This is a genomic window from Nocardia sp. CY15 (assembly GCF_009829295.1).
Taxonomy (GTDB): domain Bacteria; phylum Actinomycetota; class Actinomycetes; order Mycobacteriales; family Mycobacteriaceae; genus Nocardia; species Nocardia sputi.
Map to the genome: position 1 here is coordinate 149,806 of NZ_VUOT01000003.1, position 13,759 is coordinate 163,564.

At 69.6% G+C, this 13,759-nt stretch carries 18 protein-coding genes; 14 read left to right on the plus strand and 4 right to left on the minus strand.

What is annotated here, in order from left to right; translation table 11 throughout:
- Positions 1-258: 258 nt before the first annotated feature.
- The 3 genes from GVY39_RS07490 to GVY39_RS07500 all read right to left on the minus strand — a co-directional run bounded on the left by GVY39_RS07490 (position 259) and on the right by GVY39_RS07500 (position 2,290).
- Entirely contained in the window at positions 259-531 is a 273-nt protein-coding gene (locus tag GVY39_RS07490; RefSeq protein WP_159921470.1) for a hypothetical protein, read from the minus strand.
- 120 nt (positions 532-651) lie between these two features.
- Positions 652-1,461 carry a tetratricopeptide repeat protein gene (locus GVY39_RS07495; RefSeq protein WP_159921468.1) on the minus strand — a complete coding sequence of 270 codons (810 nt, stop codon included), beginning with the start codon at positions 1,459-1,461 and terminating at the stop codon, positions 652-654.
- A 46-nt stretch (positions 1,462-1,507) separates the two neighbouring features.
- Positions 1,508-2,290 (minus strand): hypothetical protein, encoded by a 783-nt coding sequence (locus tag GVY39_RS07500; RefSeq protein WP_159921466.1) that lies wholly within the window; start codon positions 2,288-2,290, stop codon positions 1,508-1,510.
- 204 nt (positions 2,291-2,494) lie between these two features.
- On the opposite strand from GVY39_RS07500, the gene hemB reads away from it, so the two are divergent.
- The 6 genes from hemB (at position 2,495) to GVY39_RS07530 (ending at position 5,718) form a co-directional block, all read left to right on the plus strand.
- A complete protein-coding gene (gene hemB, locus GVY39_RS07505; RefSeq protein ID WP_159921464.1) occupies positions 2,495-3,472 on the plus strand; it encodes a porphobilinogen synthase in 978 nt (325 codons plus the stop codon).
- Positions 3,473-3,477: 5 nt separating this feature from the next.
- Entirely contained in the window at positions 3,478-3,993 is a 516-nt protein-coding gene (locus tag GVY39_RS07510; RefSeq protein ID WP_159921750.1) for a hypothetical protein, read from the plus strand.
- A 324-nt stretch (positions 3,994-4,317) separates the two neighbouring features.
- Positions 4,318-4,800, plus strand: a complete 483-nt coding sequence (locus GVY39_RS07515; RefSeq protein WP_159921462.1) for a hypothetical protein — start codon at positions 4,318-4,320, stop codon at positions 4,798-4,800.
- A complete protein-coding gene (locus GVY39_RS07520; protein ID WP_159921460.1) occupies positions 4,797-5,048 on the plus strand; it encodes a hypothetical protein in 252 nt (83 codons plus the stop codon). The genes GVY39_RS07515 and GVY39_RS07520 overlap by 4 nt, the downstream gene beginning before the upstream one ends.
- A 57-nt stretch (positions 5,049-5,105) precedes the next feature.
- Positions 5,106-5,330, plus strand: a complete 225-nt coding sequence (locus GVY39_RS35115) for a hypothetical protein (RefSeq protein WP_159921458.1) — start codon at positions 5,106-5,108, stop codon at positions 5,328-5,330.
- A 166-nt stretch (positions 5,331-5,496) separates the two neighbouring features.
- A complete protein-coding gene (locus tag GVY39_RS07530) occupies positions 5,497-5,718 on the plus strand; it encodes a hypothetical protein (protein ID WP_159921456.1) in 222 nt (73 codons plus the stop codon).
- A gap of 22 nt (positions 5,719-5,740) precedes the next feature.
- Here GVY39_RS07530 and GVY39_RS07535 read toward each other — a convergent pair whose 3' ends face one another.
- Entirely contained in the window at positions 5,741-6,127 is a 387-nt protein-coding gene (locus tag GVY39_RS07535; protein ID WP_159921454.1) for a hypothetical protein, read from the minus strand.
- A gap of 174 nt (positions 6,128-6,301) precedes the next feature.
- On the opposite strand from GVY39_RS07535, the gene hemL reads away from it, so the two are divergent.
- From hemL to GVY39_RS07575, 8 genes are all read left to right on the plus strand, one after another.
- Entirely contained in the window at positions 6,302-7,639 is a 1,338-nt protein-coding gene (hemL, locus tag GVY39_RS07540) for a glutamate-1-semialdehyde 2,1-aminomutase (RefSeq protein ID WP_159921452.1), read from the plus strand.
- A gap of 296 nt (positions 7,640-7,935) precedes the next feature.
- Complete coding sequence (locus tag GVY39_RS07545) at positions 7,936-8,562, plus strand: histidine phosphatase family protein (protein ID WP_159921748.1); 627 nt, start codon at positions 7,936-7,938, stop codon at positions 8,560-8,562.
- Positions 8,559-9,200 carry a TlpA disulfide reductase family protein gene (locus GVY39_RS07550; protein ID WP_159921450.1) on the plus strand — a complete coding sequence of 214 codons (642 nt, stop codon included), beginning with the start codon at positions 8,559-8,561 and terminating at the stop codon, positions 9,198-9,200. The genes GVY39_RS07545 and GVY39_RS07550 overlap by 4 nt, the downstream gene beginning before the upstream one ends.
- A complete protein-coding gene (locus GVY39_RS07555) occupies positions 9,197-9,448 on the plus strand; it encodes a hypothetical protein (protein WP_159921448.1) in 252 nt (83 codons plus the stop codon). Before GVY39_RS07550 ends, GVY39_RS07555 begins: the two co-directional genes overlap by 4 nt.
- A 37-nt stretch (positions 9,449-9,485) precedes the next feature.
- The gene (locus GVY39_RS07560; RefSeq protein WP_159921446.1) at positions 9,486-10,331 is read left to right on the plus strand and encodes a cytochrome c biogenesis CcdA family protein; all 846 of its coding nucleotides are present in this window, start codon (positions 9,486-9,488) and stop codon (positions 10,329-10,331) included.
- Positions 10,328-12,046, plus strand: a complete 1,719-nt coding sequence (locus tag GVY39_RS07565) for a cytochrome c biogenesis protein ResB (RefSeq protein WP_159921444.1) — start codon at positions 10,328-10,330, stop codon at positions 12,044-12,046. Before GVY39_RS07560 ends, GVY39_RS07565 begins: the two co-directional genes overlap by 4 nt.
- Positions 12,047-12,048: 2 nt before the next feature.
- On the plus strand, positions 12,049-13,014 hold the full coding sequence (gene ccsB / locus GVY39_RS07570; protein WP_159921442.1) for a c-type cytochrome biogenesis protein CcsB: 966 nt from the start codon (positions 12,049-12,051) through the stop codon (positions 13,012-13,014).
- Positions 13,015-13,054: 40 nt separating this feature from the next.
- Positions 13,055-13,708, plus strand: a complete 654-nt coding sequence (locus GVY39_RS07575) for a Uma2 family endonuclease (protein WP_159921440.1) — start codon at positions 13,055-13,057, stop codon at positions 13,706-13,708.
- Positions 13,709-13,759 lie beyond the last annotated feature (51 nt).

Here is a 13,759-nt window from a genome sequence, read left to right on the forward strand (position 1 = left end):
GGTCGGCCGCACCTCCGCGCGTTGGGCGCGGTCGTGCCGATCACGGCTCGAGCTGGGCCGGGGAGTTCGTTCGTGAACACCCCTCACGGTTGCCAGCAATCCGTCGAGAGCCGGTCAGGTCGGCGGTTTCCCTTGCCCGCGCGCCGCTCCCTCACTGCTACGGCGATTCAGCACGGCCGGTCGGCCGATCCCGGCCGAAGTGTGCTCGGCCCGGGCATATCGGATCGGCGCGCGGCGGGCAGCGTCACCTATCCGGTCTCAGTACCGCTTACGCATCAGGGTGCGAACCATGGAACAGGTGGCGTCGGAGGGCGGTCTGATGCCGATCACTTCGGCGGTGTGCCGGATCCGCTTGTTCGTGGCGTAACTCGGTGCGTAGACGCCCGAGTCCAGCAGCGCGATCGCCAGGCGCATCGCCTTCAGCCGCCGGTTGTGCATCACGTACCACGCCCGGGGGCGGCCCGCGGGCAGCGGGCGCTTCTGCAGCGGTGCGTAGGGGCGATCGATGAGAACGGTTTGCGGTGTGCGCATTGGCATCCCTCCCGTGGCGATCGGGGGCAGGCGAGCCCCCTCGAACGTACCTTCGATTCTACCTTCGGGTACCGACAAACTTCGCTGGCCACAAAGGTTTTCGAGCCGCAGCGGGTGGGTTCACAGATCGTGCAGCAACCGCAGCGACTGTGGATGTCCCAGTGCGGCGGCACGTTCGAGCCACTGCCGTGCTTCCCGCTGCGCGGGCGTGCGGCCGGTCGCGATGGCGGCGGCGGTTCGCAGCACCTCGGGATCGGTGAGATCACCTGCCAGATACGGCGTATTCGACGCGCGCAGCAATAGTGCGAGGTGGAACATCGAGTCCGGGTCGCCCGCTTCGGCGCCCTTGCGCAGCCAGCGCTCACCCTCGATCCGTTCTCCCCGGTCCAGATGCAGGGCACCCAGCACCGCCAACGCGTCGGTTCTTCCGCGGCGCGCGGCCTCGGTGAGCAGTTCCATCGCGCGGTCGGTTTCGCCGCGGCGCGCCAGGTGCAGGCCGAGACTGCGCATGGCCGTAGGGTTTCCGGCACGGACCGCGCGTTCGTACCACTGCTCGGCCTCGTCGTCCCGGCCGCGCCGATTGGCGAGAACGCCCATGTTGCAGAGCGCTTCGGGCAATCCCCGATCGGCGGCGGGACGCAGCCAGCGCTCGGCTTCATCGAGATTTCCACGTTCCACGTGCAGCAGGCCCAGCTGCACCCCCGCGGGCTCGTTGCCGCGCGCGGCGGCGTCCTCCAGCCAGCGGATCCCCTCGCCGAGCCGGCCGTCGGCTCCCAGCAGCGCGCCCAGCATCCCCATCGCGGACACGCTGCCGCCCGCGGCGGCCCGGCGCAGCCAATGCTCGGCGCCCGCGGCGTCGCCCGCGTCCCACAGCGCCTCGGCGCGCCGTTGCATGGCGAGCAGTTCGACCTCACTCGGCGGCTCGGTCATCTCAGCACCCTCGCCTCGCGACACTCCGCGACAATCACGCTCCCCATCATCGCGCCTGCTCGACCGGGGCACGGTACCCGTGCTCGCGCGCGTACGCGGCCAGCTGCGCGTCGTAGTTGCGCAGGCTGTCCAGCAGCCAGATGTGTCCAGTGTCCTTGACGACCACGATCGGCCCTCGGGTGCCCGGCGGGAACGTGGGGACGGCGCCCTCGGTGTACCAGGACGTGGTCGACCAAGGGAAGATGAAGGCCCAGCCGATGTCGGCGACTCGCTGCGGCGGTCCCAGCTGCAACGGATCGGCCGGGGTGGAAATTCGCGCGCTGTGCTCGGCGAGGGCATGCCGCGCGCTGTTGCGGGCCACCCGCACGTCCAACGGTCCGGTGGAGGTGTTCGGGAACCGCAAGGTCGCCTCGGCCGCGGCCAGCAGCCGTCGGCCCGCCTCCGGAGCGACTGGACACGGCCTGCTGCGCAGGCCGACGAAGACGGTGCGGGTGTCGGAGAAACGCAGCTGGACGAGGACGTCCTCGGTGCCGCCGACCAGGTGGGTGCCCCGGCTGCGCGCCCATTCGGGCTCGTCGGGATAGATGCCGAGGGTGGCAAAGGCAACGTGCGCGCAGGGCATAACCTGCGGCTCGGCCGCCTGCCGTGCGACGAACTCCACGCTGATGTTTTCCCAGCCGCCGTCGGCGTCGTGCCAGATCCGCAGCGCGGCCGCGGGCGGGGGCAGGCCGTCGGTGAGCACCGGCCACCAGTCCGACAGCAGCACCGCCACCCACGACTCGAAGTCGGCGGCTCTGGCCAGCGAGATGTCGATGTGCGGATCGGTCATCCTGTCCCCCAGCGGGTCTCGCCTAGTCGGAGTATGCGCCTTCGCGCGGGGGTGGAGGTGAGATTTCACACACCGTTATCAGTCGGATGACGTGTCTAGTCGGCGGGTCGCGCGCGGCGGCTGTCCCAGAGAGCCGGGACGAGGGTCCGGCGCCGCCCACGGGTGCTCGCGACAGCGGATCGCACCGGGCGTATCGTGCGATTCATGACCGGAATGGACCGCCCGCGGCGGTTGCGCCGTACCCCGGCTTTGCGCCGTCTCGTGGCCGAAACCACACTGGAACCACGGCAATTGGTACTGCCGATGTTCGTGGCCGACGGCTTGGCGGAGCCGCGCTCGATCAGCTCCATGCCGGGCGTGGTGCAGCACTCGCTGGACTCGCTGCGCAAGACGGCTGTCGAGGCGGTCACGGCGGGTGTCGGCGGCATCATGCTGTTCGGTGTGCCGCGTCCGGAGGACAAGGACGCCGTCGGCAGCGCGGCCAGTGATCCGCAGGGCATCCTCAACCGCGGACTGCGCGTGCTCGCAGACGAGGTGGGGGGCTCGACCGTGATCATGGCCGACACCTGCCTGGACGAGTTCACCGACCACGGCCACTGCGGTGTGCTCACCGCCGAAGGCACGGTCGACAACGACGCGACGCTGGAGCGGTACGTCGAGATGGCCCTCGCCCAGGCCGAGGCCGGGGCCGACCTGCTCGGTACCAGCGGCATGATGGACGGCCAGGTCGGCGCGATCCGGCGGGGCCTGGACGCTGCGGGGCGCATCGACACCGGCATCCTGGCCTATTCCGCGAAATACGCCTCGGCGTTCTACGGCCCCTTCCGGGAGGCCGTCGGTTCCTCGCTGGAAGGCGACCGGCGCACCTACCAGCAGGACCCGGCCAACCGCCGCGAGGCCATCCGTGAGCTGGAGCTGGACCTGGCCGAGGGCGCGGACATCGTGATGGTCAAGCCTGCGATGTCGTATCTGGACATCCTGCGCGAGGTCGCCGATCGCTCGACGGTCCCGGTCGCTGCCTACCAGATCTCCGGTGAGTACGCGATGATCACCGCCGCCGCCGAGCGCGGCTGGATCGACCGCCGCGGCGCCGTCCTCGAGTCGTTGTTGGGCATTCGCCGGGCCGGTGCGGACATCGTGCTCACCTACTGGGCGACCGAGGCCGCGCACTGGCTGTCGTGACGAATATGGCGGGACCGTTCGCCGCGGGCCCGGTCCGTCCCCCGATGCCGGAGGATGTCGGTACCGCGCGGCAGCTGTGGTGGGGTGTCATCGGCTTCGGCGTGGTGCAGTTGATCGCCTCGATCGTCGCCGCGCTGGATCGTCGGCGCACTTTCGCCGAAGAGGTGTTCGAGCAAGCCAGGGTGCAGGATCCGCAGGTCACGTTGGCCAGCGCCGAACTGATGGTGTCGCTGGTCTACGTGTTCGTCGTCCTGCTCGGCCTGGGCGTCGCGGCGCTGGCTTCGGTGATCGTGTACCAGTTCGGGCGCGGCAAGCTGTGGGCGCGCACCGTGCTGACGGTGCTCGGCGCGTGGGTGGTCGTGATCGGCGTCGGCGCGTTGCTGGCGATCGAGGCGGTGACCGGGACGGCCTCGCTCGTCGCGGGCGGCGCTTCGATCGTGCAGGCCGTGCTCGCCGCCGGTGCGATCTATCTGTCCCACCGGCCCGAATCCACCACGTACTTCCAACTGGGCAGGCGCTGAGCGCCTGGATGGAACATGTTCCCAATTTGTCCGAGACAGTCCGGCATGTATGGTGAGGGTTGTCACAGTGGACGTGGGAACCGGTGGTCTTTTGTCGTGCGTTGACTCGCATTACGTGCGTGATCTCGGCAGACGGCTCCGGAGGATCGGAGGCATCGATGCGAGTGGTGATCCAGCAGCCGCACAGCATTCGGCGGGATCTGGCCGTCTTGAGCCTGCTGATTCTGTTCGCCGTGCTGACCGTCGCCGTGCTGTTGCTGCCCGGCCTGACTCGCTGATTCCGCTTTTCGTCGTGTCGGCGCGCGCTGCCGTGATGGGCCTGGCGTGACCGCCGCGACAGTCCTGTTCGTCGAGCCGGGCGCTCGCTGGCGCGCGGTGGCCTACGGGCCGATCCTGTGCCTCGCGGTTCTCGTCCTGGAAATCGTCACCGGTGGCGCCGTGCACTGGTTCGCCCTCGTTTTCTGTGCCGCGCTGATCGCGGGCTTCGTGGCGTTGCAGGTGGTCGCGGGCAAGCGGCACGTCAGCGTGGAGCTCACCACGGAGACGCTGCGTGCGGGCACCGAATCGCTGCCGCTGTGCTCGATCGCGGAAGTCTTTCCCGAGCGGGACGAGGACTCCTGGGACGAGCAAGAGTGGGAATCGGCACGAGCGCTCGGTGAGCTGACCGGCGTGCCGCGCCGCCGCACCGGCATCGGATTGCGGCTGGCCGACGGCGGCTTGGTGCAGGCCTGGGCCAGAGACCACAAGACGTTGCGCACGGCGTTGACCGAAGCCGTGGAGCGCAGTGCGGATGGAGCGGACCGATGAGGCGCTGGATAGTCGCGGTGCTCGTGGAACTGGACCTGTTCGTACTAGTCCTGCTGGGGGCGGTGCTGAGCGCGCGCACCGGCGTGCGCACCACCGACTTCGCGCCGGCGGGCGACGCCCCGGCTTTCACCGCGACCCGCTACGCCGGACCTTGGTGGCTGTTGGCCGCCGCGCTCGTCGCGGTGGCAGGCGTGCTCGCCATCGACGCCGCGGCCCGGATCGTGCGCGGTCTGCGCGCCGGGCGCTGATCGGCGCGAATACGCTTGCCGCCGTTTGACGTGGGGGAGCACGGGAACGCCAACTCCATGAAACCAATCGTCCAGCGAACACTTTTCGGCGCGGTGGCGACCGGTGTGATCGCCGCGGCCGTGCCCGCCACCGCGTCCGCCGAAACCGTTCCGGCGCCGCCTGTTCCGGCGACACCGGTATTCGCGGCCACTCCGCCCGCGCCGTTGCTGCACGCCTTGCCCACGCCGCTGGCCTGCCTGGTGACCACCGGGTTCGCCAAGTTCTGCCTGGGCCTGACGTAGCCGCAGGTTGCCCAGCGAAGCGTTGCGCACGGCGCGACGAGTTACCGTGTGACCGCGCGCTGTCGGGTGCCCGACGCCCACCCGGCCGCACTTTGGCCGGAGTGCCCCTGTGGCCGTTAGTATTTCGGCCGTAGTTCGAACGTGCGTCGATGAAGGAAAGTGCTTGATGAACCGGTTCGCCGTGAAGATCTGTGCCGCGTTTGCCGTGGCCGCCGCCCTCGGGATCGGGGCCGCGCCCGCGGGCGCCGACCCGGGACTGCCCCTGGAGGACGCGAGCCCGGTCGACGCGCCGATCCTCGTGCCGGACTCCGGTTCGGCGGGCCCCTACAACGGGTTCATGTGCTTCCTGCACACCATGTCGGCGCAAGTCCCCTGCATGTACGCCTGACGGCGGAGGCGCGGGCGCCCGCTCAGTTCCAGTGCTGGTAGACGTCCAGCACGCGGCCGTTGCGGGCGCCGGGAGCGTTCAGATACACGGTGACCGTCCCGTCCGGATGGCCGGCCGCCTCCAGGACCACTTGGCGAAGCGTGGCGTGCACCGCGCCGCGCTCGTCCCGGTGGATCGCGGAGTCGCTTTTCAGCCCGGCGCCGATCCGGTTCGGCGGGACGACCATGGTGACCAGCGCCGGAATGGGTCCGGCGGCCAGAGCGGCGGTCGCCGTGTGGTCCAGGGGGATGGCCAGTCGCGCTTGGTCGAGTTGATCCAGCGGCTGCGCGGCGGCGGACCCGGCGCCGAGGGCCACGGTGGCCCCCGCGACGACGGCGAGCACACCCACGCTGACGATGGCAATCCGCATGCAGACCCTCCCTGGCGGTGGACGAATGTGAGCTGAGACTACGCACCGGCAACCGTTCAGCGATCAAAATTCGCGCGAACATCACCTCGGCGTGTTGCCGGGCGGCTGCGGCCTGCATCACTGCACTACACCCTGTCGTCGAACCGATTTTCCGGTGCTGAGAGACTGGAAAGCGTGAGTTCTTCTCCGCGCGTGACCAGTGCAGCGGTGCCGGTTTCCGCTCAGCTCTTCGACCGGGCGAGTTCGGTGATTCCGGGTGGCGTCAACTCTCCGGTACGGGCATTTCGATCCGTCGGCGGCACACCGCGATTCATCGGCTCGGCCGACGGCTGCACGCTCGTCGACGCCGACGGCAACGAGTACGTGGACCTGGTCTGCTCGTGGGGGCCGATGATCCTCGGCCACGCGCACCCCGCGGTCGTCGAGGCGGTGCGCAGGGCAGCGGGCGGCGGCCTGTCCTTCGGGGCGCCCACCGAGGCCGAGATCGAACTCGCCGAGGCGATCGTGCAGCGGGTCGCGCCGGTGGAACGGGTGAGACTGGTGAACTCCGGCACCGAGGCCACCATGAGCGCGGTCCGGCTGGCCCGCGGCTACACCGGCCGCACCAAGATCATCAAATTCGCCGGTTGCTATCACGGCCACGTCGACGCGCTGCTGGCCGACGCGGGCTCCGGTGTCGCCACGCTCGGACTGCCCACCTCGCCGGGCGTGACGGGCGCGCAGGCGGCCGACACCATCGTGCTGCCCTACAACGACCTCGAGGCCGTCGCGGACGCGTTCGCCGCGAATCCCGGCGAGATCGCCTGCGTGATCACCGAGGCGGCGGCGGGGAATATGGGCGCGGTCGCGCCGCTGCCCGGCTTCAACGCCGGTCTGCGCACGCTCGCCACCGAGCACGGTGCGCTGTTGGTCATGGACGAGGTGATGACGGGCTTCCGGGTCAGCCGCGCGGGCTGGTTCGGCAGGGAAGGCGTCGCGGGCGACCTCTACACCTTCGGCAAGGTGATGAGCGGTGGGCTGCCCGCGGCCGCGTTCGGCGGGCGCGCCGAGATCATGAATCACCTCGCGCCGCTCGGGCCGGTCTACCAGGCGGGCACGTTGTCCGGTAACCCGGTGGCGGTGGCCGCGGGCCTCGCCACGCTGCGGGCGGCCGACGACGCGGTCTATGCCGCGCTGGACCGCAACGCGCAGCGGCTCGGCGATCTGTTCACATCGGCGCTGACGGCCGCAGGGGTCGGGCACCGAGTCCAGTTCGCGGGCAATATGGTGAGCGTGTTCTTCGCCGAACGCCCGGTCACCGACTACGCCGCCGCCAAGGCGAGTCAGACCTGGCGCTACCCCGCGTTCTTCCACGCCCTGCTCGACGGCGGCGTGTACGCGCCGCCGAGCGCGTTCGAAGCGTGGTTCGTCTCCGCGGCGCTCGACGAGGACGCGTTCGACCGTATCGCTGCCGCCCTGCCCGCCGCCGCGCACGCGGCGGCGGCCGCCACCCCCGAAGGATCCCGCGCGTGAGCTCCGATCTCGATCAGCCCGATGCCGACCGGCGCGAGCTAACCAAGCCGTCCGCCGAGCTTGATGTGTCCGCGACGAACGGTGCGGTCGCCGCGGCGCCTGCCGCCGCTTCCGCCGCGGAAGCCACAGTGATCGACGCGGGTGCTCACTTCGCGGCGGCCGCCGGGTCGAACGCCCCGGTCGGCGCGGCGCGCGAAGGGGACGAGGCAGCCCCGGCCGAGAACGAGGCCGGGACCGAGCGCGCCGACAGCCGGACCGGCGCGGCCGAACGGGCGCACGACGGCGGCGCCGCTCCGATCGAGACCATCGTGCACGTGTTGCGGCACGGCGAGGTGCACAACCCGAACGGCATCCTCTACGGCCGCCTGCCCGGTTTCAGCCTCTCGGTGGCGGGGCGAGCGCAGGCCGCCGCCGTCGCGCGGACTCTGGCCGATCACGACATCGCGCTGGTCATCGCCTCCCCGCTGCAGCGCGCCCAGGAGACCGCCGAGCCGATCGCCGCCCAGCACGACGTCATCGTGCGCACCGACGAGAACCTCATCGAGGCGGGCAACACCTTCGAGGGCCTGCGCGTCTCGGTCGGTGACGGCGCACTGCGCAAGCCGCGGCACTGGTGGAAGCTGCGCGACCCATTCACCCCGTCCTGGGGCGAGCCCTATCTGCAGATCGCGCACCGGATGCTGGCCGCGGTGAACAAAGCCCGAGTCGAAGCGGCCGGGCGCGAGGCGGTGCTGGTGTCCCACCAGCTACCGGTGTGGACGCTGCGGCGATTCCTCCAGGGGCAGCGCCTCTGGCACGATCCGCGCCAGCGGCAATGCTCACTCGCGTCGCTGACCTCGCTGGTCTATCACGGCGACACGCTCGTCGACATCGTCTACTCCGAGCCCGCAGGCGGTTCGGACCCCTCGGTACACGGCGCATGACTCGCTCCACCGCGTTCCCCACTCCGCCCTCGGCACGCCCCGGACGGGTGCTGCCGGTGCTGCTCGCGTGCGTGGCGCTGATCGCCGCGCTCGCGGGTTGTTCGACTGGTTCGGACGCGGTGGCCTCGGGTGGCACCTTCGAATTCGTCTCGCCCGGCGGCAAGACCGACATTCTCTACGACCCGCCCGCCTCGCGCGGCACCATCGGTGAACTGGCCGGCCCGGACCTGATGACAGCGGGCAAGACCATCGCGGTGGAGGACTACGCGGGCAAGGTCGTGGTGCTCAACCTGTGGGGCCAGTGGTGCGGTCCGTGCCGCGCGGAGGCGCCCGCCCTGGAGAAGGTCTACGAGGCGACCAAGGACAAGGGCGTCGCCTTCCTCGGCATCAACGTCCGCGATCCGCAACAGGACAAGGCCCAGGACTTCATGGTCGACAACAAAGTCGGCTACGCGTCCATCTACGACCCGTCGATGCGCACCTTGCTCGCGCTCGGCGGGAACTTCCCTACCAGTGTCATCCCCACCACTCTGGTCCTCGACCGGCAACATCGGGTCGCCGCGGTCTTCCTGCGGTCCCTGCTGGCCGAGGATCTGCAGCCAATTGTCGAACGCATCGCCTCGGAGGAAAAACAGTGAATCGCGACCGTCGCACCCGCCACCTGCGCGCCTGCCGGCCCCGGCAGGGCGCTCGACGCATCGGCGGCGGATGGGCCGTCGACGACCGGTGGGCGGGTATCGCCACCGTGCCGCGGAGCGTCGCCGCCGAGTCCTTGCTGGACTTCGCGGTGTTCGACGGGGCCGAGGAACCCGCCGCCACAGAGCGGAAGGTTTCGCCGCGCCGCGCCGCCGGACGCTCGCAGGACACGCGGGAGGAATCGGTGTGACACCCGAGCGCAACGCGCCCCGTGCCGGGGAGGACCTGTGACGGTGTTCGCCGGAGTCGGTGATTCGTTCCAGCAGACGGCGGCCTCCGGGCCGCTGCTGCTGGCGCTCGGCGCGTGCCTGCTCGCGGGTCTGGTGTCGTTCGCCTCGCCGTGTGTGGTTCCCCTCGTGCCGGGGTACCTGTCCTACCTGGCCGGCCTGGTCGGTGCGGAAGCGCCGCCCGCCACGGTCGCGCAGGCGGCCGGGACCCGCGCGGCCGGACCGGGTTCGGCGGCCGTCGCGCAGCCCCTTCGCTCGGGACGGATGCGGGTCGCCGGTGCGGCCGGTTTGTTCGTCGCCGGTTTCACCGTGGTCTTCGTGCTCGCCACCGCGACCGTTTTCGGCGTCATCCAGACCTTGAACGTGAATCGGGAACTGCTGCAACGCATCGGTGGCGTGGTGACGATCCTGATGGGCTTGGTCTTCATAGGTCTGGTGCCCGCGTTGCAGCGTGACACGCGGATGGAGCCGCGCAGGCTCACCAGCATCATGGGCGCGCCGCTGCTGGGCGGGGTGTTCGCGCTGGGTTGGACGCCGTGTCTGGGCCCCACGCTGTCGGGCGTCATGGCGGTGGCCGCGGGCACCGACGGCACGACGGCCGTGCGCGGGGTGGCCCTCATCGTCGCCTACTGTCTCGGCCTCGGTCTGCCGTTCGTGGTGCTCGCGTTCGGGTCGGCGAGCGCGTTGCGGGGGGTCGGCTGGTTGCGTCGTAATTCCCGCACCATCCAGATCATCGGGGGCATGCTGCTCGTCGCGGTCGGTGTCGCGCTGGTCACCGGCGCGTGGGACCAGTTCGTCGCCTGGGTGCGCGACGCGTTCGTCTCCGAGGTGACCTTGCCGATATGACCGTGACCGACCAGCCGACGAGCGAAACTCCCGTACGCCCACCGCACCGATCCCCGGCCGGAAGGGCGTGGGCGTTCCTGCGCAACACCTGGCGCGGACTCACCAGCATGCGCACCGCCTTGGTGCTGCTGTTCCTGCTGGCCTTGGCCGCGATCCCCGGTGCGCTGCTGCCGCAGCGGAACCTCAACGAGCAGAAGGTCGAGCAGTACATCGCCGACCGGCCCACGCTCGGCCCGTGGATGGACCGGTTCGAGCTGTTCGACGTGTTCTCCAGTTTCTGGTTCACCGCCGTCTACGTATTGCTGTTCATCTCGCTCGTCGGTTGCATCTTGCCGCGTACGCTCGACCACTACCGCGCTCTGCGCACCCCACCGGTGCGGGCGCCGCGCAACCTGACCAGGCTGCCGCACCATCACTCGGAACGCGTCGAGCAGTCGCCCCGGGAACTCGTCGACCACGCCCGCGCCCAGCTGCGCGGCTGGCGCACCGAGGTCCGCCCCGGTCCCCGCGAGGGCGAACTGGCGCTGTCGGCGGAGAAGGGCTACTCCCGCGAGCTCGGCAACCTGGTGTTCCATCTCGCGCTGGTCGGGCTGCTGGTCGCCATCGCGGTGGGCAAGCTGTTCGGGTACGAGGGCAGCGTCATCGTGCTGGCGAACAACGGTCCTGGCTTCTGCACCACTTCGCCCGCGGTGTTCGACTCCTTCAAAGCGGGCAACGTCAACGACGGCACCGGCATGACCCCGATCTGCGTGCGGGTGAAGGATTTCAAGGCCGATTACCTGACCAACGGGCAAGCCGAGATGTTCACGGCCAACCTCGCCTACCAGGCGGGCGAAGACCTGCGGACGAACACCTGGCGCGACACCCGGGTGCAGGTCAACCATCCGTTGCGCGTCGCGGGCGACCGGCTCTACCTGCAGGGGCACGGTTACGCACCGACTTTCACCGTCACCTTCCCCAACGGCCAGACCCGCACCGAGTCCATCCAGTGGCGTCCCGACGACGCCTCGACGTTCCTGTCCAGCGGCGTGCTGCGGATCGACCCGCCCGGTGGCATGTATGCCACCGACGAGGAGCGCCGGAAGAACCAGATCGCGATCGAGGGGCTGTTCGCACCCACCGCGATGTTCCACGGGTCACTGCTGACCTCGGCGTTCCCCGCGATGAACGATCCGGCCGTCGCGGTCGACATCTATCGCGGTGACACCGGCCTGGACACCGGGAAGCCGCAGTCGTTGTTCGCCCTGGACCCCGAACAGGTCAAACAGGGCCGGCTGACCAAGGAGGCCAGGGTCAATCTGCGTCCTGGCGAGTCGACCACACTGCCGAACGGCACCAAGGTCAGCTTCGACGGTGCGCACGAGTTCGTGAATATCCAGGTCTCGCACGACCCCGCTCAGCAGTGGGTGCTGGTGAGCGCGCTGTTGATGATGGCGGGCCTGCTGGCTTCACTGCTGATCAAACGCAGGCGGATCTGGGTGCGGGTCTATCCGGCCGAGGACCCAGCCGGTACCGTTGGTCAACGACGCACTGTAGTAGAAATGGGCGGGCTCGCCAGGACCGACCAGGCGGGCTGGGGCGGCGAGTTCGACCGGCTGCGCGCCCGCCTGCTCGACACGGGCGCCGAGACCACTGTGGCGCGGGGCGCCGAGACCACTGTGGCGCGGGGCGCCGAGACCACTGTGGCGCGGGGCGCCGAGACCACGGGAGAGTGAGCATGCCGATCGACGAGACCATCGCCAGGTACAGCGATTTCGCCTTCAAGACGGCGATCGTGGTGTACGCGCTGGTGCTGGTGCTGCTGATCTGGCAGTACGCGACGGCGCGCAGCCGCCAGGTCGCCGAGCGCGAGCTGGTGACGGTGGGCGGCGGATCGATACCGCAGGGGCCGGGCCGAATCACCGAGCCCGCGCGGCGGCCGCTGTCGGAGCGGCTGGGCAACATGGCGTTCTCGGTGCTGATGGTCGCCATCGCCCTGCACGTGGGCGCGATCGCGTTGCGCGGCTTCTCGACCCACCGTTTCCCGCTGGGCAACATGTACGAGTTCGTCACGATGGCGACCGCCGCCGCCATTGTGGTGGGTCTGGTGTTCCTGCGCGATCAGCGCTACCGCGGTATCTGGGCTTTCGTGCTGGTGCCGGTGCTGCTCCTGCTGTTCCTCGCGGGCACCGTGCTCTACGCCGACGCCGCGCCCGTGGTGCCCGCCCTGCGGTCGTTCTGGCTGCCGCTGCACGTCACCATCGTCGCCATCGGCAGCGGCGTGTTCCTGTTCGCGGGCGTGGCGAGCATGCTCTTCCTGTACCGCCTGCGCCAGCCCCAGGGCCAGGAGTCGAACAACATTCTGGGCGCGATCGCCCGCCGCCTGCCCGACGCCCGCACCCTGGACCGGCTGGCCTACAAAACCACCATCATCGGCTTCCCGCTGTTCGGCGCGGGTGTCATCCTGGGCGCCATCTGGGCCGAGGCCGCTTGGGGCCGCTTCTGGGGCTGGGACCCGAAGGAAACCTGCTCCTTCATCGCCTGGGTCCTCTACGCCGCCTACTTGCACGCCCGCGCCACCTCCGGCTGGCGCGACACCAAGGCCGCCTGGATCAACATCGCCGCCTTCGTCGCCATGCTGTTCAACCTGTTCATCATCAACATGGTGATCAGCGGGCTGCACTCGTACGCCGGACTGAACTGAGGCCGGCGGTACTCCTCGCACCTGGCATTACCATTGCGGCATGTCGGTGCCACACATCGAGCGGCCGGACCTTCCAGAGTCGATGACGTGGGAGGAATTGGAGCGACTCCCCGAGGAGATCGCGCAGCAGATCGAGTTGTGGGACGGTCATGTGGTCTGGTTGCGCCGCGGCCCGGCCGAGCATCAGACTTTCTCCAACCGGCTCTGGGCCACGCTGGAACGCTGTGCACGAAAAATCATGTCGGAGAATCCCGAACAGTGCTGGCGTGTCACCACCGAGACGAACGTCTTTTTGGGTCGCACGGGCAAGTCCAACTTCCTGACACCGGATTTCCTGGTCCACCGTTGTCTCGGAGCCCCCTATCAGGACGTGCGCGGCAGCGACGTCAGCCTGGTCGGCGGAGTCTTGTCGCCCGGCAACACGCAGACCGACGTAGAAGCCAAGAAGGGACGCTACGCCGGCGCCGGGATCCCGTGGTATTGGGAGGTGGCACTGGCCCGTGAGAGCAGCGTCATCGCCACCGTTCGCGCTTACGGCCTCGATATCGGCCACGCTCAGCTCCCGGACGGGGTCCACCCGCTCCGCACCGCCAACTACATCCTCGCCGCCGAGTGGACCCACCAGAACCCGGATGGCATCGAGTTCGATTTCCCGTTCCCGATCAGCATCCCGTGGACCGAACTCGAATCCTGACGGGTCGGCATCGCGGCCGAAACCATTGGCGGTCGTGATCCCGCTCGGTGA